General features: G+C 60.0%; 24 protein-coding genes and 2 pseudogenes. 19 read left to right on the forward strand and 7 right to left on the reverse strand.

Features of this window, described 5'->3' with window-relative positions:
• Positions 1-515 precede the first annotated feature (515 nt).
• The 3 genes from ASG68_RS09810 to ASG68_RS33000 all read right to left on the reverse strand — a co-directional run bounded on the left by ASG68_RS09810 (position 516) and on the right by ASG68_RS33000 (position 2,042).
• Positions 516-881, reverse strand: a complete 366-nt coding sequence (locus ASG68_RS09810; protein WP_062601880.1) for a hypothetical protein — start codon at positions 879-881, stop codon at positions 516-518.
• A gap of 243 nt (positions 882-1,124) precedes the next feature.
• On the reverse strand, positions 1,125-1,472 hold the full coding sequence (locus ASG68_RS09815) for a hypothetical protein (RefSeq protein ID WP_062601878.1): 348 nt from the start codon (positions 1,470-1,472) through the stop codon (positions 1,125-1,127).
• Between the two features lie 330 nt (positions 1,473-1,802).
• Positions 1,803-2,042, reverse strand: coding sequence for a peptidoglycan-binding domain-containing protein (locus ASG68_RS33000; RefSeq protein WP_062601876.1), 240 nt, complete (start codon positions 2,040-2,042; stop codon positions 1,803-1,805).
• A 13-nt stretch (positions 2,043-2,055) separates the two neighbouring features.
• Between ASG68_RS33000 and ASG68_RS33005 the strand changes: the two genes are divergently transcribed.
• From ASG68_RS33005 to ASG68_RS09845, 5 genes are all read left to right on the forward strand, one after another.
• A complete protein-coding gene (locus tag ASG68_RS33005; RefSeq protein ID WP_200951800.1) occupies positions 2,056-2,607 on the forward strand; it encodes a hypothetical protein in 552 nt (183 codons plus the stop codon).
• Between the two features lie 551 nt (positions 2,608-3,158).
• The gene (locus tag ASG68_RS09830; protein ID WP_244484176.1) at positions 3,159-3,695 is read left to right on the forward strand and encodes a cytochrome P460 family protein; all 537 of its coding nucleotides are present in this window, start codon (positions 3,159-3,161) and stop codon (positions 3,693-3,695) included.
• Between the two features lie 291 nt (positions 3,696-3,986).
• Positions 3,987-4,388 carry a cupin domain-containing protein gene (locus ASG68_RS09835; RefSeq protein WP_062578740.1) on the forward strand — a complete coding sequence of 134 codons (402 nt, stop codon included), beginning with the start codon at positions 3,987-3,989 and terminating at the stop codon, positions 4,386-4,388.
• A gap of 294 nt (positions 4,389-4,682) precedes the next feature.
• Positions 4,683-5,504 carry an alpha/beta fold hydrolase gene (locus ASG68_RS09840; protein WP_062578742.1) on the forward strand — a complete coding sequence of 274 codons (822 nt, stop codon included), beginning with the start codon at positions 4,683-4,685 and terminating at the stop codon, positions 5,502-5,504.
• Between the two features lie 63 nt (positions 5,505-5,567).
• Positions 5,568-6,335 carry an alpha/beta fold hydrolase gene (locus ASG68_RS09845; protein ID WP_062609577.1) on the forward strand — a complete coding sequence of 256 codons (768 nt, stop codon included), beginning with the start codon at positions 5,568-5,570 and terminating at the stop codon, positions 6,333-6,335.
• A gap of 242 nt (positions 6,336-6,577) precedes the next feature.
• Here the strand turns inward: ASG68_RS09845 and ASG68_RS09850 are convergent, their stop codons facing one another.
• Positions 6,578-7,528, reverse strand: coding sequence for a LysR family transcriptional regulator (locus ASG68_RS09850; RefSeq protein ID WP_062578745.1), 951 nt, complete (start codon positions 7,526-7,528; stop codon positions 6,578-6,580).
• A gap of 97 nt (positions 7,529-7,625) precedes the next feature.
• Between ASG68_RS09850 and ASG68_RS09855 the strand changes: the two genes are divergently transcribed.
• The 12 genes from ASG68_RS09855 (at position 7,626) to ASG68_RS30495 (ending at position 19,642) form a co-directional block, all read left to right on the forward strand.
• Positions 7,626-8,501: a dioxygenase gene (locus tag ASG68_RS09855; protein WP_062609579.1), complete on the forward strand. Its 876-nt coding sequence runs from the start codon at positions 7,626-7,628 to the stop codon at positions 8,499-8,501.
• On the forward strand, positions 8,498-9,559 hold the full coding sequence (locus ASG68_RS09860) for a maleylacetate reductase (protein ID WP_062578749.1): 1,062 nt from the start codon (positions 8,498-8,500) through the stop codon (positions 9,557-9,559). Before ASG68_RS09855 ends, ASG68_RS09860 begins: the two co-directional genes overlap by 4 nt.
• Positions 9,560-9,616: 57 nt before the next feature.
• Positions 9,617-10,897, forward strand: coding sequence for an ABC transporter substrate-binding protein (locus ASG68_RS09865; protein ID WP_062578751.1), 1,281 nt, complete (start codon positions 9,617-9,619; stop codon positions 10,895-10,897).
• A 123-nt stretch (positions 10,898-11,020) separates the two neighbouring features.
• The gene (locus ASG68_RS09870) at positions 11,021-11,740 is read left to right on the forward strand and encodes an ABC transporter ATP-binding protein (RefSeq protein WP_062578753.1); all 720 of its coding nucleotides are present in this window, start codon (positions 11,021-11,023) and stop codon (positions 11,738-11,740) included.
• Positions 11,740-12,462 (forward strand): ABC transporter ATP-binding protein, encoded by a 723-nt coding sequence (locus ASG68_RS09875; RefSeq protein ID WP_062578756.1) that lies wholly within the window; start codon positions 11,740-11,742, stop codon positions 12,460-12,462. The genes ASG68_RS09870 and ASG68_RS09875 overlap by 1 nt, the downstream gene beginning before the upstream one ends.
• Positions 12,449-13,312 carry a branched-chain amino acid ABC transporter permease gene (locus ASG68_RS09880; RefSeq protein WP_062601869.1) on the forward strand — a complete coding sequence of 288 codons (864 nt, stop codon included), beginning with the start codon at positions 12,449-12,451 and terminating at the stop codon, positions 13,310-13,312. Before ASG68_RS09875 ends, ASG68_RS09880 begins: the two co-directional genes overlap by 14 nt.
• A 6-nt stretch (positions 13,313-13,318) precedes the next feature.
• Positions 13,319-14,434 carry a branched-chain amino acid ABC transporter permease gene (locus ASG68_RS09885; RefSeq protein WP_156373630.1) on the forward strand — a complete coding sequence of 372 codons (1,116 nt, stop codon included), beginning with the start codon at positions 13,319-13,321 and terminating at the stop codon, positions 14,432-14,434.
• Positions 14,427-16,181 (forward strand): FAD-dependent monooxygenase, encoded by a 1,755-nt coding sequence (locus ASG68_RS09890; RefSeq protein WP_062578760.1) that lies wholly within the window; start codon positions 14,427-14,429, stop codon positions 16,179-16,181. The genes ASG68_RS09885 and ASG68_RS09890 overlap by 8 nt, the downstream gene beginning before the upstream one ends.
• Positions 16,182-16,188: 7 nt before the next feature.
• The gene (locus ASG68_RS09895; protein WP_062601865.1) at positions 16,189-17,073 is read left to right on the forward strand and encodes an intradiol ring-cleavage dioxygenase; all 885 of its coding nucleotides are present in this window, start codon (positions 16,189-16,191) and stop codon (positions 17,071-17,073) included.
• 70 nt (positions 17,074-17,143) lie between these two features.
• Positions 17,144-18,793 (forward strand): glycoside hydrolase family 3 protein, encoded by a 1,650-nt coding sequence (locus ASG68_RS09900; RefSeq protein ID WP_062609689.1) that lies wholly within the window; start codon positions 17,144-17,146, stop codon positions 18,791-18,793.
• A 250-nt stretch (positions 18,794-19,043) separates the two neighbouring features.
• Entirely contained in the window at positions 19,044-19,352 is a 309-nt protein-coding gene (locus ASG68_RS09905; protein ID WP_062578764.1) for a type II toxin-antitoxin system RelB/DinJ family antitoxin, read from the forward strand.
• Entirely contained in the window at positions 19,349-19,642 is a 294-nt protein-coding gene (locus ASG68_RS30495; protein ID WP_082553993.1) for a type II toxin-antitoxin system mRNA interferase toxin, RelE/StbE family, read from the forward strand. Before ASG68_RS09905 ends, ASG68_RS30495 begins: the two co-directional genes overlap by 4 nt.
• Positions 19,643-19,852: 210 nt before the next feature.
• Here ASG68_RS30495 and ASG68_RS09915 read toward each other — a convergent pair whose 3' ends face one another.
• Positions 19,853-20,569: a helix-turn-helix transcriptional regulator gene (locus tag ASG68_RS09915; protein WP_062601909.1), complete on the reverse strand. Its 717-nt coding sequence runs from the start codon at positions 20,567-20,569 to the stop codon at positions 19,853-19,855.
• A 94-nt stretch (positions 20,570-20,663) separates the two neighbouring features.
• Here ASG68_RS09915 and ASG68_RS09920 point away from each other — a divergent pair, with 94 nt between their 5' ends.
• Complete coding sequence (locus ASG68_RS09920) at positions 20,664-21,275, forward strand: glutathione S-transferase family protein (RefSeq protein WP_062601911.1); 612 nt, start codon at positions 20,664-20,666, stop codon at positions 21,273-21,275.
• Between the two features lie 233 nt (positions 21,276-21,508).
• Here the strand turns inward: ASG68_RS09920 and ASG68_RS09925 are convergent, their stop codons facing one another.
• Positions 21,509-23,872 (reverse strand): hypothetical protein, encoded by a 2,364-nt coding sequence (locus tag ASG68_RS09925; protein WP_062609581.1) that lies wholly within the window; start codon positions 23,870-23,872, stop codon positions 21,509-21,511.
• A gap of 254 nt (positions 23,873-24,126) precedes the next feature.
• On the opposite strand from ASG68_RS09925, the pseudogene ASG68_RS32315 reads away from it, so the two are divergent.
• Positions 24,127-24,249 (forward strand): annotated as a pseudogene (locus ASG68_RS32315) (Fic family protein); the annotation flags it as partial.
• Between the two features lie 133 nt (positions 24,250-24,382).
• Here ASG68_RS32315 and tnpC read toward each other — a convergent pair.
• Positions 24,383-25,969 (reverse strand): annotated as a pseudogene (gene tnpC, locus ASG68_RS09930) (IS66 family transposase).
• Positions 25,970-25,987 lie beyond the last annotated feature (18 nt).

Raw genomic sequence — 25,987 nt, forward strand, 5'->3', positions numbered from 1 at the left:
TAGCCGGAGACTGGTGCTTGTCAGGTGCGAACACCTGCTGGTAGCGGTTCGCCGGAGCGGATGTTGGCGGGTTGGCCGTGGCACCAGAGCAGACGCGGGAATAAATCGTGTGCCCGCCGGCAGTGACGACGGGAAGCCAGACCCACAATTCTAACGGCCCGGTCAGCGCGGTTGCCTGTGCCAGCGCGCGGCGAAAGGTCTTGTAGAACGAAACGCCCTCGGCTGTTGCTGCAGATGCATCTATCTTGAGCGTAGAAATGCCGGGCCGACGCGTGAAACCGCTGTCGATGGTCATCACGCCGCCCGTTGGCGAGGTATCGCCCGCGCGCCATTGGTTCGCCCCGTTGACGCCGGTACCGGGCTCCGCAACGATCGTCGATGGCGTGATCCACGGCACCCCCGCTCCCGCCATTGGGGCAGCACTGCCGAGGTTGAGGCCAAATCCGAGATAACCAACCATGTCAGTTCCCTCCCGTCATGCTGGTAAGGCGCTGGCGCTCGATCCGATCAAGCCGCTATCTCAGGTCGAGGTTGATGTCGCGCTGGCCGTAGACGCTGCCTGCCGTCTGCTTCAGTTCTTCGGTCTGGCGCTGGAGACTGGCGTCGGTGGCCGTGTAGCTCTGCCAGACACGTTCATGTTCGGCGCGCGGGACCATATCGCTGCGCAGATCCTTGATTGCGCCTTCGGTTCGCTGCCTGTCTTCGGCACCCCGAGCAGTTCGCCATTCCATTTCCTTCTGCGTCACCATTCGGTCAGTGATGGAGGCCAGCGCTGCCTTGGTGTCCGATACTTGCGCTTGTTGGCTGTTCTCCAGACGGCCAATGCCAGCCCATACAGGCGCGTAGGCGATCCCGCCGATGGTGGTGACATAGGCAAGCATCGCGACCGCGATGGAGACAATCAGTCACCCAAGGCGTTCGCTGTCGCTCGTCCAGTTTGGCGACGAACGATGCGAACTGGTTCGCCAGTCCCTGAACCGATGTTTCGATGCCGGACACCCGCTGGGACAGAGCCGCGAACCGGGCGTTATCGCTGTAGTGGTTGCCGTTGTTGGACATGTCTTGAGACTCATTCGCCATTTGGAGGGCATGCCTTCCGATGCGGAGGCGATGCTATGCGAAGATCAGCGGTGTTCGGCTGGAACTGGAATGTCGGGGATGCCTTCAGGTGTCTTGACCGTGGCGCTCACGGCCGGGGGCAGAACCTTGTCGATTTCCTTCGCCAGTTTGGCGGCACGGTCGGAACTTGACTTGGTACGGGCCGCGTAGATTGGCACGATGATGGCAATGAGGCCGAAGACGGCGCCGACGATCTCTGGGACCGTGCGGGAACGCACGTCCACCTGCGCCGGCGTGAGCACCTGCGGGCCGCCAAGCAGCATCACCAGCGAACTGAAAATCACCAGGACGTATCGCAGGATCGTGCCGCTGGCGGTTGCCGTGGTCAGGGGAGTGAGAAGCTTTTCGAGCATGGGAGTTCCTTTCAGGCTTGGTGCCAGAATTTGCAGTTGATTTTCAGGGAAACATCGGGTGAATTTGCGCTCACACAGGCCTGGCATAATGAGCTTTGATGCGATGCAGACGCGACCACATCGGTTTCGACTGAGTGTATTTCAGAACGGCGTTCCGTCTCGGGCTCCGGAAATCCTCACTCGATCTCAGTTGATAGACGCCCTTCTCCACGCATCGATGCATGATGATGCAAGGGTGAACTTTGTTGTCTCGACTGTTGATGAATTGGGATCGTGCGAGATGATCAATGGTCCTGAACATCCCAAGTATCTGATCGAGCGAGTGTCGATTTAAGCGGCGGCCTTCGCTTCGAAGATTGCCCGCAGGCGTGACACGGTCGCTGTATCGAACTCACCACTTTCTGGAAGCCCGGAGGCAAGCTGGAAGGCTCTCACTGCCGCGCGGGTCTTCTTGCCAATAATGCCGTCGATCAGTCCCAGCACATAGCCGCCACACGTCAACAGGCGCTGCAGGTAAGCCGTGCGGGTGTCGGGGCCTTCGAGGACAGGCGCGCTCTGCGGCTCCAGCACGAGGAGCTTCCATGTGCCCTTGATTTCCGCGACTGGCAGACCGCGCTCCGCTGCCCAAGGGATGGACGTCGAAACACGGGCACGCCTTCATGTATTCGAAGGGCTCTATGATGCCGTTGCCGTTCTTGTCGGGGGACAGGTCGCGGTGACCACACCACTCGATCTCGGGGAAATCGACCGTCAATTCGCGCATGCGCTTTTCAAGCGTGGTGAGCTGCGCATCCTTGATCGTGTTGAAGTCCGGTCGACCAGTCGCGGTAATTCCGCGGACCATCGACAGGCCATAGGAGATCGAGTTGAAGCCAGCGACATGGGCCCCGATCGCCATCTTGCCACGACCCATTTCGGGCCGTCCGTCCGGGTTGATGATCTCGTTATAGCCAATATCCGACCAGCCCTGAGTCTTGTGGATTGCCCTGATGCCGGCTGCGGCTTTGTCCCAGCCCGGAGGCGTGGCAGTGACGTGCACGACCCCAAGCGTGGTGCGCTTGCGATTTGCCATGGTGATGTCCTTGATGGTTTGGAACTATTTGATCGTTGGCAGGTTGAGGATCCGCTGAACTGATCGGATCCAAGCCTCAGGACAGCGAGAGACCTGGTCTTGCTCCCAAAGCGATCAGGTCTCGATTGTCCCAAGCCCACTTGACGTTTGCTTATTCCGCTCCACCTTGTCGGCAATAGGGGAATGGCATGATTTATGATTGGGATGGCTGGCGTAGCCGCGTTGTGAAAGCTGTTGGTGCCGCCACCGGGGCCGCGCTGACACTGATAATTTTGGCCTTGCCGCTGCTGATACTTCTATAGGGAAGGATTTGGCGTCAGCAGACCGCGCGATTAGCCACAATGATGTCTTTGAGTCGCCCGAGGACCGTGGTCTTAGTAATGCGTTGCCGGCCAGTCACCGGATTTGATGGGCTGCTTGAAGGCGATAAGTCGCTCTTGCACGATCGCGCGGCCGATGCTCCTGTAGCCACGGCAGGTGCTTTTCAAACTCTGCCTTCCGTTTGCGAGTGGCCGGAAGGTTGCCTCTTGCACGATCCTTTGGCTATATATATAGGATCCTATCGAGGCCGTTTACACTCGGACGTCGCGGTATCTGCCTGCGGAGTTCATACTTTGAAGGAGATTGAATTGAGGAAATTGTTGGCGACATGTTCGGTCGTTTCAGCCGCTTTGGCGCTCACGATATACGCTTCCATCGGCAGCGCTGGAGAAAATGTTTCACCCGTGTACGGCGTTGGTCTTCCGGAGGGTTATCGGGATTGGCGCGTGATAACCGTCGCGCACGAGGCAGGCCAAAACAACGACATCCGTGCGGTTATCGGCAACGACATCGCCTATGAAGCGTCTCGCGCCGGTACGCTTCCCTTCCCAGACGGAGCGATCATCGTCAGACTTGCTTACGAATTCAAATCGTCTCCACGTAATGATGCCGTCTTCCCGGCACCACAGTCTTTCGTCGCTGGCAACCCGACAAACGTTCAGATCAGCGTCAAGGATTCGAAAAAGTACGCTGACACGGGCGGCTGGGGTTATGGGCAGTTTGAGAACGGGATTGCCAACCCGAGCGTCCCGTTGACGACTTCTTGTTTCGCCTGTCATCAGAAATTAGATCGGTCGAACGATTTCGTGTTCAGCCATTACTCGCCGTGACGCCCAAAGCCGACTTGGCAGCAGACAGAATGCTCGGCAAGACGAGAGCCCTGAGGCAAAGTGCAGCGACCAAAATCCAAAGCTATGGAACACGGTCATCCGAGTGCAACCGGATCGAGATCGCCGCCATCCCCGCCTCGGCACTAAACATACGGCGTCTACACTGGGTTACAATGCGGGCCTTAACGGACACACCCTGAATACATGGATGCAGCTATATGACCGTGCTGATGAAGAACAAACATCGGTAGGGCAGAACCCCAAATCTATACAAAGCAAAGGATAAACGTCATGAAGCTCATCAAGTCCGTCGCAGGCGCACTCATGATCGCAGGGGCCACCTTCATTGCGTCGGTGCAGGCGCAGCAGAACAGTCCGCTGAAGCGCACCGATCTTGTACAAAACGAGATAAGCACCCCTGGTCTTCAGGCCGTTCAGGCCCGCGTTGACTTCGCACCGGGTGCCGTGTCCATTAAACACTCGCATCCAGGGGAAGAAGTGGCCTATGTCCTGAAGGGCTCAATCGAGTATCAGCTCGAAGGCAGAGAGCCTGTGACGCTGAAAACCGGTGAAGCGTTGTTCATTCCAGCAGGCGTTGCGCATGTGGCTAAAAATGTAGGCGATGGCGAGGCGTCGGAGCTGGCGACTTATGTCGTAAAAAAAGACGAAACGCTTGTCATTCCCGAAAAGTGACGCACGTGCCGTTGCTCGCATCATGTCAACTCGTGCCAAACGGGTGACACCAGAGCCCAGATCCACATGCCCTGGAAAAGGAAGCATGATGAAGCGGCGACGATCAGGCGTGGCCGCTCTCGCTGATTGGACGAACTGTTCGCCTTCGCCTTCTCCTTGCGTGCCCCTCTCACCGTTCTTCTCCCCGGGCTGCGTTAACTCATCTGCATAGACGCTCTACGATTGGTTTGAGAGACGGAGGATGATTATGCGCGGAGCAAGATGCAGGAATGCCGAATTACATAGGGACCTATAATGTCGACATTTCTGACTACAGACGGCACTCACCTTTTTTACAAGGACTGGGGCACTGGCCAGCCTATCCTGTTTGCTCATGGATGGCCGCTCTCCTCGGACGCCTGGGATCAGCAGATGCTGTTCTTCAGTCAGAATGGTTTTCGCGTCATCGCACATGACCGCCGTAGCCACGGCCGCTCGGATCAGACCTTCAACGGCAATCATATGAACCAGTATGCCGACGATCTGGCCGAACTAATCCAGGCGCTCGACCTCTCAAACCTGATCCTGGTTGGCCATTCCACCGGCGGCGGGGAGGTCTCGCATTATATCGGTCGTCACGGCACGGCTCGGGTCGCCAAGGTAGTTCTGGTGGGCGCAGTTCCGCCGCTGATGCTGAAGACCGTCGATAATCCACATGGCACGCCCATGGAGGTGTTCGACAATATCCGTGAGAACACAGCCAAGAACCGCTCGCAGTTCTTCTTCGAACTGACGGTGCCCTTCTACGGCTTCAACCGGGATGGTTTCAGCAGCAATGACGGTCTGAGGGAGAATTTCCGGCGCATTGGCCTGCAGGGCGGCATCAAAGGCCAGTATGATTGCATCCGAGAGTTTTCCGAAGTGGATTACACCGAGGATCTGAAGAGCATCGACCGCCCGACCCTGATCATCCACGGCGATGACGATCAGATCGTGCCGATCGGGGCTTCTGCCCATCTGGCCGTTGAGCTCGTGGCCGATGCCACGCTCAAGATCTATTCGGGCGGCTCTCACGGACTGGCAGAGACCGAGGCTGACCGTTTCAACGCTGACGTGCTCGCCTTCATTCGCGGCTGAACTCCCGCGACTTCCAAACCACAAGCCCATTCGACATCCCCTACTCAAGAAAAAGGAACTATCATGTCCAAGCTTGCTGCAAGCCTTGCCGTCACGGGCGCTCTCTTGTCGGGTAGCGCACTTGCCCAGTCTAACAAGCCCACCGTTGTTCTGGTTCATGGCGCCTTTGCCGACTCCTCAAGCTGGAACGGCGTTGCCCGGATCCTGCAAAAGGATGGCTACCGTGTCGTTGCCGCTGCCAATCCTTTGCGCAGCGTTTCTGCCGACGCAGCCTATGTCTCGGATGTTGTCGCAAGCATCGATGGTCCGGTTGTTCTCGTCGGCCACTCCTATGGCGGCCAGGTGATCACGACCGCCGCGAATGGCAGGGGAAACGTAAAGTCGCTGGTCTATGTGGCGGCCTTCGCCCCCGATGAAGGAGAAGCGGCTGCTGACCTTGCCGGCAAATTTCCCGGTGGCACGCTCGGTCAGGCCCTTGCAGCGCCTGTGAAGCTCGCCGACGGCAATACCGACCTCTCTATCGATCAGGAGAAGTTCCACGATCAGTTTGCGCATGATGTGAGCGTGGATGATGCTGCGCTAATGGCTGCCGGCCAGCGGCCAATCACAGAGGCCGCTCTGACAGAGAAGTCCGGCAAGCCGGCTTGGAAGTCAATGCCCTCCTACTTCATCTATGGCGATGGCGATAAAAACATCCCGGCTGAAGCACTTGGCTTCATGGCGGAACGAGCTGGGTCGAAGCGCACTATTGTTATCGAAGGCGCATCCCATGTTGTGATGGTCTCGCAGCCACAACCGGTTGCAGAGCTCATCGAGGAAGCGGCGCAGTAGGCAGATTGCTACGTCGGCCGGTCGTTCTAGGGCGACCGGCTTTATTTTGACTCAGACGCTTGACGTTGGTTCAAAAGGATTGAAAGTTCGGATCCCATCAAGGCCATATGTTAGGTGCGAGCAGGGACCGGTGCGCCGGATGGGTTTGGCCGTTCATTTTGCCAACGCGGCATTTTTTCAGCCGTCTCCCGAAGCAGCCCATATTGCCGTCGATGCTGACCTCGAGGCTGAAACAAACGCGATCAAACGCCCCATATGACAGCCTCTTCATGCCGTTTGATCAAGTGGCGCAAATCCTGAAAACCGATTCGGATAAAGTTGGCGAACTGTTCGACGGCGGGTGCGCGCGGGGCGTCTGTTCGCTTCAGGATCGCCAGTGCCCGTTCCGGGTGGGGAATGTTCACCGGCAGCGCCGTGATTGTCTTTTCCTTGCGCTGGGCGAAGACGACGCTGTGCGGCATCACGGTCAGCGCATCCGCCGATTTCAGGTAGTTGATGACGCCCATCAGCGAGCCGCCGGAATAGCGGATCTTGATTTCGGTCGCGCCGAAAGAGAGGAGCAGGGCACGCAGGTCTGTCATCAGAGGGCTTCCCGGCGGCGGTGCGACCCAGGGATAGTCGAGCAGATGGCTTGGTTGCGGCTTGCGTTTCAGCAGAAGTGGGTGCGTGACGCGGCAGGCGATGACGTTGCGGCCGGGCAGAATCTGCTGAAATTCCAGCCCGGAGCCCTCGTCCAGAATATCGATCGGGCAGATGGCGAGGTCGATCTGGTCGGCCTTCAGTGCCGCACGCAGGTCGGGAAAATAGCCGTAGCTTTGATCGATACGAACATCGGGATGGTGTGTCTGGAATTCGGCGCAGAGTTCGGCAATCAGCGCATCCATGAAGAAGGGCGTGCCGCCGATGCGCACGACGCCGCTCTTGCCGACGCGAAAACCTTCGAGAAGATCGGAGGCTTTTCGCGAGGCTGCCAGCATGACGAAGCCGTGCTCGGCGAGCGCGAGGCCAAAGGGCGTCGGCTGCAGAGGGCGACGGCCCTTGATGAACAAGGGCTCGCCAACGCGCTTTTCCAGCATCGACAGCGTGCGCGAAACGGCGGGTTGCGCCAGCCCCAAAAGGGCCGCGCCTTCCGTCGCGCCGCCGGTCTTGACGACGGCGGCAAGCTGAATGAGGTGGCGTTCATCGATCTTCATAACGATCCGTTATATTGATCGCGAGCAAAATCATCAATCCATCCATTTCCGGCTGCTATGGTCCCTTTACCAACACGGCGGACTTTGGAGGAAAAGCATGTCGTTGGGTGCCAAAGCGCTTACATTCAGCGAAACGACATCGTCGCAAGCCTTCGCCGAGCGTTTTTCTGTATATTCGGACAGCAATCTGCCACAGCTCATCGCCGCCACCGTCACGCATGTCCACGATCTCATCAAGCAGTTCCGTCCGACGCAGGACGAGTGGCGCAAGGTCATCGCTTTTCTCACGGAAATCGGACACGCTTCGGATGAGCGCCGGCAGGAATGGGTGCTGCTCTCCGATCTCATCGGTGCCTCCGCGTTGGTGGAGGAGATCAACACCCGCCGCCCGAAAAGTGCGACGCCCAACACCATTCGCGGGCCGTTCTTCCGCAATGACGCACCGGAGCGCGCTTCCGGTTCCTCCATCTCACTCGATGGCATCGGCGAGCCGCTGGCCGTCTCGGTGCGGGTGGAGGATCTCGACGGACTGCCGATTAGCGGTGCCGAGGTCGTGACATGGCAGGCCAATGCCGAGGGCATTTACGAGAACCAGCAGCCGGACCTGCAGCCCGAGCATAATCTACGCGGCCTGTTTCGTACGGATGCGAAGGGGCACTTCGATTACCGTTCGGTCGTACCATCAGGCTACGGCGTGCCGGATGATGGTCCCGTCGGACGGTTGTTGGCCGAGGCCGGTTATCCGCTGCGGCGGCCGGCGCATCTGCATTTCGTCATTCGCGCCAAGGGGTTCGAGACGATAACTACCCACATCTACGATGCCGGCGATCCGCATCTTTCCGAGGATGCGCTGTTCGGCGTGCGGCCGGAATTGGTTACCTGCTTCGAGCCGGCCGATGTCGAGGGTAAACGCGGCAAGGCCATCAATCTCACCTTCGTCATGATGCGCGCCAAGCCAGGGAGGCCTACATGACCCGATCTTTTTCCTATGCCGGCAGCCCGGCCCGCATCGTCTTCGGCGAAGGTGCTAGAGGCCAGGTGGCAGAGTGGATCAGAAAAGCCGGCTGCAAGCGGGCGCTGGTGCTTTCGACACCGCAGCAGAAGGCCGATGCGGAGGCGCTGGCGGGTGAAATCGGCGATCTCGCCTGCGGTATCTTCTCAGGTGCCACCATGCACACGCCGGTCGATGTCACGAAAGCGGCGACGAAGGTGGTGGCCGAAACCGGAGCGGATTGTGTCGTCTCCCTCGGCGGCGGCTCGACCACCGGGCTCGGCAAGGCGATCGCCTATCGTACGGACCTGCCGCAGATCGTCGTGCCGACCACCTATGCCGGCTCGGAAGTAACGTCGATCCTCGGCCAGACGGAGGCGGGCCGCAAGACGACCGTGCGCGACGCGAAGATCCTGCCGGAAATCGTCATCTACGATCCGGCGCTGACGTTCGGCCTGCCGGTTTCCATGAGCGTCACCAGCGGCCTCAACGCCATGGCTCATGCCGTGGAAGGGCTCTACGCACAGGACCGCAACCCGATCTCGACGCTGATGGCGCTGGAGGGCATCAGCGCCTTTGCCCGCAGCCTGCCGAAGATCGTTGCGTCGCCCCGCGATGCCGAGGCGCGCAGCGATGCCCTTTACGGCGCCTGGCTCTGCGGCACGGTGCTTGGCACGGTCGGCATGGCGCTGCATCACAAGATCTGCCACACGCTGGGCGGCTCCTTCGATACGCCGCATGCGGAAACCCATGCGGTGATGCTGCCGCACACGGCTGCGTTCAATGCCGCCGCTGCCGCGCCGGAGCTTGCTGCAGCGGCGGAGATTTTCGGCAGTTCGATCGGCGGCGGGCTTTGGGATTTCGCCAAGGGCATCGGCGCGCCGCTGTCCTTGAAGGATTTTGGACTGGGCGAAGCCGATCTCGATCGTGCTGCATCAATCGCAATTGAAAACCCCTACTGGAATCCACGGCCAATCGACAAGGCATCGATCCGCGCGCTTCTGCAGGACGCCTGGGAGGGCCGGCGGCCGACGGACTGAACTTTCGCACGCCGCTGGGCGCGCTCTTTGGGAGGAGAGACGACAATGGGAGGAAACATGTTTACCAGACGCGATTTTCTGAAGACGACGGCGGCCAGTGGGGCCGTTCTCGCGACATCGGGCCTTGCCGCACCGGCGATTGCCCAGGATGTGGCGATCAAGCTCGGTTATGTCAGCCCGCAGACCGGGCCGCTTGCCGCCTTCGGCGAGGCCGACAAATTCGTGATCGACGCCTTCCTGGCGACGACCAAGGGCATGGGCCTTAATTACGAAGTGGTGGTGAAGGACAGCCAGTCCAACCCCAACCGTGCAGCGGAAGTGGCCAAGGAACTGATCGTCGATGACGAGATCAACCTGATGCTGGTCTCCTCGACGCCGGAAACCACCAATCCGGTTTCCACCACCTGCGAAGCCGAGGAGATGCCCTGCATCTCCACCGTTGCACCCTGGCAGCCATGGTTCATCGGCCAGCAGGGCAATCCTGGCGACGCGGCCTCTTGGAAGCCGTTCAATTATGCCTACCATTTCTTCTGGGGGCTTGAGGATATCATCGCCGTCTTCACCGGCATGTGGGGCCAGCTCGAGACCAACAAGAAGGTCGGCGGCCTCTTCCCGAATGATGGCGACGGCAATGCCTGGGGTGACAAGGTGGTCGGCTTCCCGTCGGTGCTTGAAAAGCTGGGCTATGGGCTGACCGATACCGGCCGCTACCAGAACCTGACGGATGATTTTTCCGCCCAGATCAACGCCTTCAAGCAGGCCGAAACCGATATCCTGACCGGCGTGATGATCCCGCCGGATCTCACCACCTTCTGGAACCAGGCAAAGCAGCAGGGCCTGAAGCCGAAGATCGCCTCGATCGGCAAGGCGCTGCTCTTCCCGCAGACGGTGGAGGCATTGGGCGAGGCCGGGCACAATCTCTCCACCGAGGTCTGGTGGACTCCGAGCCATCCTTTCAAGTCGTCGCTCACAGGCGAGACGGCGGCAACGGTGGCGGAGGCCTTCACCAAGGCGACGGGACGCCCGTGGACGCAGCCGATCGGCTTTGCCCATGCGCTGTTCGAGCTTGCCGTCGATGTGATGAAGCGCGCCGAGGATGTCGCCGATGGCGATGCGGTCGCCAAGGCGATCGGCGAGACCAAGCTCGATACGCTGGTCGGCCCGGTCGCGTGGGGCAACGACAAGCTGCCGCCCTTTGCCCAGAAAAACATCGCCAAGACACCGCTGGTCGGCGGTCAGTGGCGGCTGAAATCGGGCGGCGGCTATGATCTCGTGGTCGTGGAAAACGGGCTTGCACCCAATGTGCCGCTGGGCGGGAAGCTGGAGGCTTTGGCGTAGTCGCTTGTGGAGTTGCCTCTGACCGTAATCCTCTCCCCGCACACGGGGAGAGGTGCCGGCCTTCAAAAAAGAATGGTCGGATGAGGGGGTTTCCGAAAGTCAGAACAGAAAACCGAGAACACCATGCCCATACTGGAACTTACCGCAGTCTCGAAATCCTTTGGCGCGCTGGTCGTGGCTGAAAACATAGGCTTTTCGGTGGAACCGGGCGAGGCGCTGGGCGTCATCGGACCGAATGGCGCGGGCAAGTCCACCTTGTTCAATCTGATCAATGGCAATCTTTCCGTTGCAGGCGGCACCATTCGTTTCGACGGCCGAGATGTGACCCATCAGCTGCCGATGCAGCGCTGTCTGTCCGGCATGGGCCGCACCTTCCAAATCCCGCAACCCTTCGAGCGGTTGACCGTTTATGAAAACATTCTTGTCGCCGGCGCTTTCGGCGCACAGGCGAAGGAAAGCGAGGTCGCCGATCTCTGCGCCGACATCCTCGTTGAGACCGGCATGATCGCCAAGGCCAATATGCCAGCGGGTTCGCTCACCTTGCTGGAGCGCAAGCGGCTGGAGCTTGCCCGCGCGCTCGCCACCCAGCCAAAACTTCTGCTGCTCGACGAGATTGCCGGCGGACTGACCGAGGGCGAATGCCGCCAGCTGGTGGCGACCATCAAGCGTGTTCATCAGCGCGGCATCGCCGTCATCTGGATCGAGCATGTGCTGCATGCCCTGACGGCGGTTGTCGAGCGTATTCTGGTGCTCAATTTCGGTCGGGTGATCGGCATCGGCGATCCTGAAACGATCATGGCCTCCAGCGAAGTCCGTGAAATCTATCTGGGCATGGAGGTCTGATGCGGAGCCTCATCGAAACCCACGGCCTCACGGCTTTCTACGGCGACTTCCAGGCCGTGTTCGGCGTCGATATCCGGCTCGACGCCGGGGAGACCATCGCGGTCATTGGGGCGAACGGTGCCGGGAAGTCGACGCTGATGCGTTCGATATCAGGCGTCATAGCCAATCGTCCGGAGATGATCCTGCATCGCGGCGAGCCGATCGGTGCGCTGGCCGCGCCCGATGTCGTGCGTCGCGGCATTGCGCTGGTGCCGGAAGGGCGAAAGCTGTTTCCGTCGCTCACCGTCGAGGAAAACCTGCAGGTCGGTGCTTACGGCCGCAAGGTCGATGGCCCTTGGACGCTCGAGACCATCTACGGCCTGTTCCCGATCCTGAAGGAGCGCCGCCGCAACCCGGCAACAGCGCTTTCCGGCGGCCAGCAGCAGATGGTGGCGATTGGCCGGGCGCTGATGTCAAACCCGGACATCCTGCTCTGCGACGAGCTCAGCCTCGGTCTCGCACCGGTCATCATCAAGGATATCTACGCCGCCTTCTCAAAAATCCGCGCCACGGGCGCGGCCATTGTCATCGTCGAGCAGGATATTGCCCAGGCGCTAAAGGTCGCAGACCGCGTTTATTGCATGATGGAGGGACGCATCACTCTTTCCGGTCGCCCGGCGGAGCTTGATCGCGCCGATATCCACGCCGCCTATTTCGGAGCAGAGACCCATGAGCTTCATTGATACGCTTCTGCAGGGCGTGCTGCTCGGTGGGCTCTATGCCTTGTTCGCGGCGGGCCTCAGCCTTGTCTTCGGCATCATGCGGCTCGTCAATCTCACCCATGGTGATCTGATCGTGCTCGCGGCCTTCCTTATCCTGCTCATCGTCTCGACGTTCGGGCTCGATCCCTTCCTAGCTGCCGTTATCGCCGCACCCCTGATGTTCGGTATCGGCTGGCTGCTGCAGTATCACCTGCTCAACCGCACGCTCGGCAAGGATATCCTGCCGCCGCTGCTCGTTACCTTCGGCCTGTCGATCGTGATCCAGAACGGTCTGCTTGAAGGCTTCACTGCCGATAGCCGTCGCATCTCGGCCGGCGCGCTGGAAACGGCCTCGGTCAATTTCGGCGGTATCAATGCCGGCGTCATGCCGCTCGTCACCTTCGCCTCGGCAGTGCTGGTAATCGTCGCGCTGAACCAGTTGATCTATCGCACCGCGCTCGGCCGCGCCTTCCGTGCCACCTCGGATGACGTGGTGACCGCAAGTCTCATGGGCATTCGGCCGAACTCGATCTTCGCCATCGCCACCGGCCTTGCGATGATGATCGTCACCGTCGCCGCCCTCTATCTCGGCACGCGCGCCAATTTCGATCCGACGGCCGGGCCGACGCGGCTGATCTACGCTTTCGAGGCCGTGATCATCGGCGGGCTCGGTTCGCTCTGGGGCACGCTTGCCGGCGGTATCATCCTCGGTGTCGCCCAGACTGTCGGCGCCGCCATCAATCCGGAATGGCAGATCCTTGCCGGGCATATCGCCTTCCTTCTCGTGCTTCTCCTCCGGCCGCGCGGCCTTTTCCCCCGGGCAGTGGATTGAGACGCCATGACCACAGGTTTTGACACCATGACGACCGAGATCGAAGCGCCCGCAGACTGGCGGGTGGAAACGCGCACAAAACTTTCCGGCATTTTCGCCGTGGTCTCTCTTGTTGCGGTCGTGGCGCTGGCGGCGGCTCCCTTCCTTGTGTCGCGCGGCGTGGTGCAGGATCTGTTCTTCATCCTGACCATGCTGGCGCTGGCGCAGAACTGGAACCTGCTCGCGGGCTATGCGGGCCTCATCTCCGTCGGTCAGCAACTCTTCGTCGGCTGCGGCGCCTATGCGCTCTTCGGTCTCGTCATCCTTGCCGGCCTCGACCCTATCCTTGCCATCCCGCTCGCCGGCCTTTTCGCCATGATCGTTGCCGCGCCCACTGCCTTCTTCGCCTTCCGGCTTTACGGTCCCTATTTCGCCATCGGCACCTGGGTCATCGCCGAAGTCGGGCGGCTGCTATTCGCCCAGTGGAAAATGCTCGGCGGCGGCACCGGAACGTCTCTGCCGCGCGAGGCAACGAAGGAAATGCTCGGCCTATCACTGCTGCAGGACTGGTTCGGCATGCGCTCCTCGGCCGCTGCCGATGCGCTCGCCTACTGGCTGGCGCTGGCGCTCGCCGCGCTCACCATCGGTTTCGTCTACAAGCTGCTGCGTTCCAAGCAGGGCCTCGGCCTTGCCGCCGTGCGGGACAATGAAACGGCGGCGCGTGCGCTCGGCGTCGATGCCCGGAGGCTCAAGACCGCGATCTATCTGCTGACGGCTTTTCTAACGGGCATCGTCGGCGCGCTCATCTATTTGCAGAAAGCGCGCATCTCGCCGGATGCCGCCTTCTCGCTCACCGACTGGACTGCCTATGTCGTCTTCATCGTGGTGATCGGCGGCATCGGCACAATCGAAGGGCCGATCCTCGGCGTCATCGTGTTCTTTCTGCTGCAGAATGCCTTTTCGAGCTATGGCTCCTGGTATCTGCTCGCGCTGGGGGCGCTCGCCATCGTCACCATGCTTTTTGCGCCCCGGGGTCTCTGGGGGCTGATCTCCGACCGCACCGGTTGGGAACTCTTTCCGGTCCGCCGCCTGTTGAAAGGCGGACCACACAGACAGGATGATAAGGGAGGGCCGCATGGCTGATATCACCACCGACGTTTTGATCATTGGAACGGGACCGGCAGGCTCTGCGACGGCCGCGCTCCTGGCGACCTATGGCCTCGAGCCGCTAGTGATCAACCGGTATCGCTGGCTGGCGACGACGCCGCGTGCGCACATCACCAACCAGCGCACGATGGAGGTTCTGCGCGATCTCGGCCGCGACGTGGAGGACGAGGCCTATATGTTCGCGACCGAACAGGACCTGATGGGCCAGAACGTGTTCTGTACCGCCGTCGCCGGTGAGGAGATCGGACGCATGCAGAGCTGGGGCAACCACCCGCTCTCCCGCGCCGAACATATCCTGACCTCGCCCGGTCGCATGAACGACCTGCCGCAGACCTATATGGAGCCGCTGCTCTTCAAAACCGCCTGCTCGCGCGGCGCCCAGTCGCGCATGTCGACGGAATATCTGAGCCATGTGCAGGATGCCGAGGGCGTCACCACCACCTGCCTCGACCGGCTGACGGGCAAGGAAATCACGATCCGCTCGAAATTCCTTGTCGGTGCCGATGGCGGCAACTCCAAGGTCGCCGAACATGCCGACCTGACCTTCGAAGGCAAGATGGGCGTCGGTGGTTCGATGAACATCCTGTTCGAATGCGATCTCTCGCAATATGTCGCCCATCGCCCCTCCGTGCTCTACTGGGTGCTGCAGCCCGGCGCCGATGTCGGCGGCATCGGCATGGGTCTGGTACGCATGGTGCGGCCATGGCATGAATGGCTGATCGTCTGGGGGTATGACATCAACCAGCCCGCGCCGCAGGTTGACGATGCCTTCGCCACCAAGGTCGTGCGCGACCTCGTCGGTGTGCCGGATCTCAAGCCCACCATCAAGTCGGTCTCGACGTGGACGGTCAACAACATGTACGCGACGACGCTGTCGAACGGCCGCGTCTTCTGCATGGGCGATGCCGCCCACCGCCATCCGCCGTCGAACGGTCTCGGCTCCAACACCTCCATTCAGGATGGTTTCAACCTCGCCTGGAAGCTTGCCATGGTCATCCGCGGTCAGGCGGGCATGGGTCTGCTCGACAGCTATCAGGCGGAGCGCGCGCCGGTTGCCAAGCAGATCGTCACCCGCGCTAACAAGTCTATCGAGGAGTTCGGCCCGATCTTCAAGGCGCTCGGACTGCTCGATTCCGTCGATCCGGTGAAGATGCAGCAAAACATGGATGCGCGCTGTGACGACACTGCCGATGCCGAGCGCCAGCGTGGCGCTATCCGTGAGGCGATCGCCAATAAGGTCTACGAATTCGATGCCCACGGTGTCGAGATGAACCATCGCTATGACTCGAGCGCCGTGGTGAAAGACGGCCAGCCGGAGCCTGCCTTCGAGAAGGATGCGGAGCTGCATTTCCAGCCGACGAGCTGGCCGGGCGCGCGGCTGCCACATGCTTGGCTGTTCGGTGCCGATGGCGGCAAGGTCTCGAGCCTCGATCTCACCGGCCACGGCGTCTTCACCATCCTCACCGGCATCGGCGGCGATGGCTGGGTGGCGGCGGCGAAGGCCTTGTCGAAGGACTTCGGTCTCCCGATCACAGTCCACAAGATCGGCCCGCGGCAGCCGTGGCAGGACCTGACGGGCGACTGGGCGCGTACCCGTGAAATCAGCGATTCCGGCGCGCTGCTGGTGCGGCCGGATCATCACGTCGCCTGGCGCGCGGATGCGGCGGTCGCCGATCCCGAAGGCGCGCTGCGCCGTGTCTTGAAGACAGTTCTGGATCGGTGAGGGCATCATGAGCGCTGAGGAAAAGGGCTATTTCACTGAGGAAAATTCCGTCGAGGTCGTCACCAGCCGCAACGCCGGTGCGAAAAGCGAACGGCTGAGAGAGGTGATGGAGGTCGTCACCCGCAAGCTGCACGAGGCGGTGAAGGAGCTGGAGCCGACGCAGGAGGAGTGGATGGATGCTATCCTCTTCCTCACCCGCACCGGCCATACCTGCAACGAGTGGCGGCAGGAGTTCATCCTCCTGTCGGACGTGCTTGGCGTCTCGATGCTGGTCGATGCGATCAACAACCGCAAACCCTCCGGCGCCTCCGAAAGCACGGTGCTCGGGCCGTTCCATGTGGCGGATGCGCCGGAATTGCCGATGGGCGCCAATATCTGCCTCGACGAGAAGGGCGAGGATATGGTGATCGGCGGCCGCATCCTCGACACAGAGGGCCGGCCGATAGAAAACGCTGTCATCGATGTCTGGCAGGCGAATGACGAGGGGTTCTATGACGTCCAGCAGAAAGGCATCCAGCCGGATTTCAACCTGCGCGGACTTTTCCGCACCGACGCCGATGGGTGTTATTGGTTCCGGGCGGTGAAGCCGAAATATTACCCGATCCCGGATGACGGCCCCGTCGGCCAGCTGCTCGGCCATCTCGGCCGCCATCCCTACCGTCCGGCGCATCTGCACTACATCATCAAGGCCGACGGCTTCCAGACGCTGACCACCCATATCTTCGATCCGGATGATCCTTACATCCACTCGGATGCGGTTTTCGGCGTCAAGAAAAGTCTGCTTGCGGAGTTTCGTCTGACGGATGAACAGGAGCGTGCAAAAGAACTCGGTTTCGGTGGCAAGTTCTGGCAGGTGGAACACGATTTCGTGTTGGCGAGGGAGACTGTCTGATAGGGTGTGGCCGGGAGGCGAGCAACGGCTTCCGCATGACCCAACGAAACAGATGAAGGCGACGAAGACGATGACGTTCGATGACCTCGCGGGTGCTCCCTATAATCTCGATGCGTACGACATCCAGTGGGTCAGGGAAATCCTCGCCGGTCTTTCGGAAGACGACAGGCTGTCGCAGCTCTTCAACCTTGTGCTCTTCGGCAACGATCCCGTCGAGATCGATCGTATCATGCGCTTCCGGCCCGGAAGCATTACCCGTTTCGGCGGTGCCGATGCCGAGACGGAGCGGGCACTTGTCGCGAGATTGAACGCAGCATTGCCGGTGCCGCTGCTTGTTTCCGCCGATCTGGAAGGCAGCCGGCTTAGCCTCGCGGATGCGGCCGAAATGCCAAATCCGCTCGGTCTTGCAGCGCTCGATGACGTGCAGGCGACCGAGGAGGTGAGCCGTATCATGGCACAGGAAGCCCGCGCTGCGGGGATCAACTGGTCGTTTACGCCGGTCCTCGACATCAACGCCGTCTTCAGGAGCCCGATCGTGGCTACCCGTGGCTTCGGGTCGGATGTCGCCACGATCGAGCGGCATGCGATCCGGCAGATGGAGGTGTTCCAGCGCCACGGTGTCGCGTCTGCCGTCAAGCATTGGCCGGGCGAGGGTTTCGACGATCGCGACCAGCATCTGGTGACCACCATCAATCCGCTTGATCTCAAAAGCTGGGAAGACAGCTTTGGCCGGCTCTATCGCCGGGCCATTGATGCCGGGGTGCTGTCGGTGATGTCCGCACACATTGCTTTCCCGGCCTTCGTTCGCTCGCTCGTCGATGATGCGGGGCAGGAGGCATTCCGGCCGGCGTCGATCAACCGACTGCTCAATGAAGAACTGTTGCGCAAGCGTCTGGGCTTCAACGGTGTGATCGTTTCCGATGCCACGCCGATGGCCGGGCTTGGATCGTGGTCGAAGCGTTCGGAGCATCTGCCCGAAATCATCGCCTCCGGCTGCGATGTCATCCTTTTTTCCGACGATTGGGAAGCGGATGTCGCATATCTGAAAGCTGCGCTGGCCGATGGCCGGTTGACCGCGGCACGCATCGAAGCGGCCCTGATCCGGCAACTGGGTCTCAAGGCCGCGCTTGGCCTGCATAAACAGCAGGCCGTGCCGACGGTCGACAGGGCCGGCAATGCCGCCTTCGCCCAAAGCGTTGCGCACCGCATTCCGACCCTCGTCAAGGATGTCAGGGACACACTGCCTCTCAAGCTTCAGCAGCACCGACGGATTCTGGTTTTCTCCGGCGACATCGTTATCCCGTTTCTTCGCCAACCATTGCAATTCGCGCTTCCCGAGATGTTGCGCCAGGAAGGGTTCGAGGTAACGGTACATGCACCCGACAGTGATCTCGATGCCAGGGATTTCGATCTGGTTCTCTACCTCCTGGGCGACGAGACATTGCTCACGCGCGGGCGTGTATTCCTGGATTGGCTGAAGCTGACCGGCAGTTTCGGCGAAGCCATGCGCCGGCACTGGCACGAAGTCCCGACGGCCATGATTTCCTTCGGCTATCCATATCTTCTCTATGATGCACCCCAGGTGCCGACCTATATCAACGCCTATTCGACCACCGAAACGATGCAGCGGGCGGTGGTGGACGCGCTGCTGGGTCGTGTGGCGTGGAACCGCAACAATCCGGTCGATCCGTTTTGCGGGCTCGATGATGCGCGGTTCTGACAGAGCCTGATTTCCAGCAGAAACAAACTCTTGGGTGGCGGGGGCGTGGAAAGAAGGTCTCAGTTGCGTGCTCCTCCTCGCACGCCGAGTATGTTCCATAGGCGTTATCCCACACGATTGAGATCGCGCTCGTCGCTTCAAACACATTCAAGAGCAACTAGAGGAACGGTAACAGGCGAGGGCGGTCCTCAAAGCACTATGGCATTTGTCATTCATTTGCATTATCCTCTCACTGAAAGTGGAGATTAGTATGGCTGCAAATGCACTGGTACAAACTCGTATTGATGCCGAGGTTCGGGATCGCGCCTCCGCAGTGCTTGGAAATATGGGGCTGACCGTATCGGACGCGGTTCGTATCTTGTTAACCAGAACGGCCAACGAAGGTGCGCTGCCGCTTGAGCTCCTTTCAGGCAGCGAGGCCCATGACGCTTGGTTTCGCACCAAGGTCCTCGAAGCGCTGAACGATACTCGACCGGACGTCTCGGATGATGAAGTCGAGGCACATTTCGCTGAACGTCGAGCGGCAGCCCGCCTTAACGCGGGTGCGCGCAAATCGTGAAGCTTACCTGGTCAGCGTTCGCGTTGTCGGATCGCGACGCCATCTTCACATATATAGAGGCAGAAAATCCGTCAGCGGCCATTTTGGTCGACGAACGGATCGTTGCTGCCGTCCGTCGGTTGATAGATTTCCCCGCAAGCGGTCGTGTTGGCAGAATTGCTGGCACCCGCGAACTGGTAATTAACGGCACGCCGTACATCGCGGCATATGCAATTAACAAAACAGCGATTCGTATTCTTCGCGTTCTCCATGGTGCGCAGGAATGGCCAGTCACTTTGCCAACGCGCTAGGCACTGTTCTCGATGCTGAGAATCACCGGGTCGGTGGTTCAGATCCGTTCAAGGCGAAGACTCGGCCAAGGCATTTTTGCTCAAATTCATGCCGCCCACTCACAGTGACGGCATTACGCCTCAGCGCGGCCGTTTGGACATCTTCTGCAATTGCGAAAAGCAGTCCGAAAGCGGTCCGTGGTTACACCGGCCGCCTTGTCGTCTTGGTTACTAGCTGCTCAAGATCATCTTTGATGTTTCAGGCGCACCGGCGTTCAGAATGACAACGAAGTCCCTGAGCATCTGAACCCGGCGCGGACGGAAACTCCCCTCCGCCATCTGGATGTCGGCGATACGGTCGACGCGGAACTTGCGGAAATCCTGGCGCAGGCAACACCAGGCAAGCAACACCAGCGTCCTCTCCAGATAGACGATTGCCAGCGGCAGCACTTGCCGGTCGGTCCGTTGCTGCTCCGCGTCCACATAGCCTATCACTACGGCGCGTTCTTGCCAGCAAGCCTCGCGCAGAAGGCCGACATCGACGACCGGCGGATCGCGGCGCTCGAACCGATAGACCTGGGAGGCGGCATGCACCGCCTGACGTTGTAGTCGGTCGGGCAGCGTTGCTGTGACCTTCGAAAGCACGGCATCTGCGGCTGCTGCGAGAGCTGGTTCACCCATATGTCGAACCTCGGCAAGGCCGAGCACCAGGGCTTCGATTTCAAGCCGCGTGAACGTCTGCGGCGGCAAGGCGATGTCTTCCGTCAGCCTGTAGCCGAAGCCGCGCTCGCCATCGATGACGGCACCCGCGGCACGTAGGCTCTCGATGTCCCTATAGAGCGAACGCGACGACACGCCGGTCTCCTCGGCAAGGCGCGCGGCCGTGACCGGGGAGGGGAGAGTGCGAAGCGCCTGGAGCAGGCGGAACAGACGATCACTACGAGCCATGACTTTGGAGGATAGGTGAAGCCTACTGACGGAAAATGGCAGTTGGCTGACTGTACAAGATCCGCATTGCAAAACGCAACCGAGGATCCAGACTATGCTGACTCTCTTTCACTCCCCCCGCTCGCGCTCGACGCGTATTGTTACCCTTCTTCGCGAACTGGACGCCATCGACAAAGTCGCGATCGAGATCGTTGACATCGCCCGCGGCGATGGCAGCGGTCGCAAAGATCCGACGAACCCGCATCCGGAAGGCAAGGTGCCGCTGATCGAGCACGACGGCGAAGTCATCTGGGAGAGCATCGCGATCATTCAGTATCTGACGGATCTTTTCCCGGAAAAGAAGATGGCGCCTGTTGCCGGCGATCCGCAGCGCGGTCGGTATCTGAGCTGGCTCGCCTGGTATGCCGGCGTGGTCGAACCTGTGCTGATCATGCAGGCAGCCGGGATCTCGCACCCTTTTGTGGATTTTACCTTCCGCACCCCGGCGGAACTTGCCGCACGCCTCGAAACCGCGCTCAAGGATAGTCCCTATCTGATAGGAGAGAGATATACAGCTGTCGATCTGCTAATGCATTCGCCCTTTGCCTGGTACCCTGCAGCGACACCGGACAGCGACGTGGTAAAGGCCTGGATTGAGCGTTGCGGCGAGCGGCCATCGCTGCAATGGACCGCCGACTATGACACCCGCACCGTGGTTGCGGCCTGAACGCTGGCACTGGCCCCTCCGACAGGGCGGCCACTTTCGCGTGAGATTAATCGCGCTTCACCCCCTTAAGGCAAGTGGCTATGGAAGCATCGCGAGCACCATGATTCTGACCAGGCTATCAAGCGCCTAGCTATCTGGATAAGGAGTCGTTGGTTCAGCTTGTTTCAAGAGCTTGCTTTTCCCGCCTCAGGCGCGGACTGTCTTCGCGCCTGAGGCGGGGTGCCAATTGGACCTTACGCCGCTTGCCAGACCTGGTTCAAAATCTTGGCTGCCAGTGCTGCCTTGTCCTGCGGCAGGAAGCGACCGTAGTGTTGCTGCACGACATCAGGCGTGTCCTGGATGGCATAGCTCGCCTGCTCATATGACCCGGTCTGCTTTAGGATGTGAGTGGCGAGGATATCGCGCAGGTTATGCGGTCCATGCGGCAGCAAGCCTTTTATGGCGCCACGACCAGTATAGGGATTGTAGATGCCGTATCGCTGGATCACCGTTCTCCAAGCCTCATAGAATTTCGTAGAGTCATAGGCCGCGTCGAGGCTCGTCGTTTTCACCGTCTTGACGAAGAAGGTGCCGGGATCCTTTGCGTTGCCGAGCAGCACGCCTCGATGCTTGTCGATATAGGCCTCCAAGTATTTGTAGAGATCAAGCAGGTCCGGCAGGATCAAGCGGAACGGCTTTTGCCCAAAAAACGATGAGCTGGCGTTCTTGAACGCGACCGACGGGATCAGCACTTCCCAGCCGCCATCGCGATCGCTCCAGCGCAGCTCACCACATTTCATATCTTCGAGGCGGCGCTCCGATGTCGGGAAATGCCCGCGCGGGCAGACACGCAACTGCCGCAGGTTCTTCTGACGAAGGCCGAGATGCAGACCAAGACGCAGCAGCAGGAAAGATCGCACGGCTTCCGCCGCCGGCCGTGGATAGCGATCTTCGTCCGGCATGCGGTTCAGGATCTCGTCGGTGATCTTGCGATACTCCGCCAACGGGCTGTCGGCTTCGAGAATGCACATGATCGGCTCGAACGGATCGCGGTGCACCCGCATCACTCGCTGGATTTCTTTCGATCGGTTGGCCGCATGCCGATGAAACGAATCGCAGGCACCGTTCCAGTCGCGGGTAGCGAACTCGATTTCTTCGGGTGCAATCAACCCTTCGATGGGCCTCACATTTTTCAGAAGCTCGGGGTGCTGACGGATCCAGCCCACCTCCGCTCGTGTAAGAGCCTGCGCGACCATCAGCATGTCTTCTTCCCACTTTGTGTAGAAGCCACGCCGCTGCTCACGCCATTGCAGATACCAGTCCCAGATTCCGGGGAAGACAAGTAGACCAAAGCTCAACTGACTGAGTGGCACGCCTCGACCTTTGATGATGCCGGACGGGGAGGCGGCCAGGGCGCCGAACATCAATCCGAGATGCTCGATCTTCTGCGAAGCGGTTTCTTCGCCCCATACCCCGTTGCGCTGCAATCCGATCGCCGTCAGCGTCGAGGTCTTGAACCGGATCACATCGGCCATCTCCATCGCAAGACGCGGCGGCGCATCGACGACACCGGACAGCAGATCTGGATCGTCGAGTTCCTCGGTCATATTCTGGTTGGCATTGGCTGCAGATGCCAGGGTGCGCGGCGAAAGCGAACCGCCCCCATAGGTGACGCCGGGAAAGCGGATCGCATAGCGCTGCTTGCTGGCTGCCGCCTGGTAGCGGCGATATTCGGTCGAACCGGAGATAATCACCTGGCGCACCCAGTCGAGGATCTCCTCTCGCTTTGCGAATGGCAGGCTGCTGAAATCATCCGGCAGATGCAAAGAAATTCGCCGCCGCTCGGCTCGACTGATATCGCCAAGATCGTGACCGTAGACGGAGCGCGCTTGGTGCGGCAACTTCTTCTTGAAATACCCTTCCGGCAGTCGGTAACGCGTTTCGATCCGGCGCAGGATGTCGAAACTGACAACCGACCGCGGGACACGTTCGCCCTGGATCCAAGACAGAAGCGTTTTGCTGTCGAAGGTCTCGGTCAAGCGAGCCGCCGCGCGGCAGAGCTGCCAGTAGCTGTCGCCGAACCGGCGCATATGGTAGATGAGCGCATCTTGAAAGCTCGCCGGATCGTCGGTCGCCTCGAATAGCGGATCCGGGAATGCACTGATCGGCTTTGGCGCAGGACCGCGTTGCGCAGACGTGTTCCGGGCAAAAACTCCGTCGGCCGCAGCGCGTTGGGGTTTTCTGGTCGTGGAAGTCGCCGCTGTCTTTTTAAGCGCTTCAGCCTTACCTGTCCGGGCAGACGGCTTTGCTGGAGAAACATCATCAGCGACTGGAGGCGCCTTCAGCCAACGGATGATCGCATCAAGGGCCGGCCGCAATTGCTTCCTGAGTTCAGCGGTCATGTCGTCTTTGATACCGCAGGCCTCTCCGATCGCAGTCCAGTCGAGATGGCCGTTCAGGATCGGCGGCCGTTTGCGGTAAATGATCAGGCTGGTCAGGTAAGGGTGGATATTCTCCAGCACTCGCTTCGAGGATATCGGTTCAATACGCACCTCGCAAAATTCCGAAATTTTTCGCTGAAAATGACATGATGAAAGATCGTGTTTGGGCATGCTCATTCCGTTTCTCTCTGGCACCAGCGCCGAGGGCGAGCGGAAATAGGAGCGTAGTTTTAAGAAATGATTATTAATGGACGGCTGTTGGCTGACAGCTAGATCTATCGGGCTGGGTCTCGCCGGACTAGCCTTTATCCGACGCTTACGATTGACGCAGTGACAAGGGTCTACGCAAATTAAGCTCGCTTACCTTAGCTTGATGCTTATTTAAGAGAAAGGCCTCTTGTTTAAATAACAGTCGGATTTCATAATAGGCTATGTCTGATTCCGAACCTAATTTGCGCCTGGGCCGCTTTGTTGAAACAACCGTAGCCAGCGAAACAGTGAGGGCGTTTGTGCCCCCGCCATTGCCGCCTAAGCCACCCGTCGAAGTTTTGGGATTTGGCGATGCGCCTCGGCAAGATATTCGTCTGGGCCTGTAGCCAAGGATACATTCGCTAAAACGTAAGCGCGATTTTTGATGCGCCTAGACGGCCTCTTCAGGCGTAATCGCGCACGGGTTACCTAGCTTTTTTATTGGGCATTTGCCCTGGAGAAGTTGAACGGCAAAAGGTCGCCGATTGCGGCCGCTTCGCCCCGCTGCGGCAACTCAGTGAGTACGTGGCGTAGCCAGGTGAGCGGGTCGACGCCGCAAGCGCGGCAAGTCAGCATGAGACTGTAGATCACCGCGCTGGCCCTGGCTCCGTCAGCGGTATCGCTGAACAGCCACGATTTTCTTCCGGTGGCAAAAACTCTGATCTCGCGTTCCAGAATGTTGTTATCGATCGGCATCCTGCCGTCGCTGGTGTAGCGCGTCAGATAATCCCATTAGTTCAGGGTGTAAAACACCGCATCGCCGAGCTTGGTATCCGGCACGATCTTTGGCGCGATATTGTCGAGCCACGCCTTTAGGGCGTTCAGTATAGGCAGGCTGTGCTGCTGGCGGAAACGGCGGATGCAATCGGCCTTTGCCTCCCCCGGATCTGGGGTCTTGTCTCTCGCCTGCCTTTCGATCCGGTAGAGCTGTTCGAAGAACCGGAGTGCTTGCTCCGGCGGGCCGCCACCATTCTTTCTCGCCTTGAGGGCATCAACGAAGCGCCGCCTGGAGTGAGCCATGCATCCGACATGGGTTGCGCCATTCAATGTGCGCCAGGCGGTGTAGCCATCAGTGACGAGTATGCCACGGTAGTCACCAAGGAAGGTCTGCGGGTGGATCTGACCGCGGCCGGGCTGGTAGTCGAGAAGCACGATCGGCTCGTCACTGTTCTCGCTGCTGCGATAGGCCCACATGTAAGACGTGCTGGTGGCTTCCTTGTCTTTTTCCTTCAGCACCTGAACCGTCGTTTCATCGCCATGGATGAGAGACTGCGATTGCAGCCGCAGCTTCAAGGCATCGTAGATGCGATATAGATGCTTCTCGCTCGAGCCGATAACCCAATGCGCAAGAGCGCCACGGCTGATCGGAACGCCAGCACGCTCGAATGTCTGAGCCACGCGATAGAGCGGCGTGCCATCGACGTATTTGTGGACGAGTGCGAAGGCCAGCGTCGAGGCGGTGGCAATGCTGCCCGGTAATGGTTGTGTCGGCATCGGTGCGATCACGACAGGCGTGTTGATCCCGGTGCGGTCGCAATGGCGGCAGGCGTATTTGAACCGCACATTCTGCAGCACCTTTGCCTTAACCTCGATATGGAGCTGCTCGGTGACGGCCTCGCCCATGCGATGCATTTGGCTGTCGCAGCAAGGGCAAGCCTTCTGATCGTCAGCAAGGTCGTATTCGACACGCTCGCGCGGCAGGTCTGCCGGCAGAGGCCTGCGTCCCCGCTTCTTGCCCGTAACGCCCTCGGCCGCAGGCAAGCCAGTATCCGGAAGCTCGACGACATCGTCTTCCTCGCTACCACCTTCGACCGCAGCCTCTTCGGCTTCGTTGAAGAGACGATCAATGTGCTTCTCACTGCGGGGTGCAAAGCGATGGAGCCTTGCCAGTGCCAGTTCTTCTTCCAGCTTGACGACCCGCTGCGAGAGCGCTTCCTTCTCGGCTTTGAGCGCGGCGATTTCGGCAGCGTTGGCTGCTAATTGCGCCATCAGTTCTGCAATGCTCGGTTCGCCGGTGCGAGTCATCAGATTCTTGAATCTGAA

Source organism: Rhizobium sp. Leaf453, assembly GCF_001425605.1.
GTDB lineage: Bacteria > Pseudomonadota > Alphaproteobacteria > Rhizobiales > Rhizobiaceae > Pararhizobium.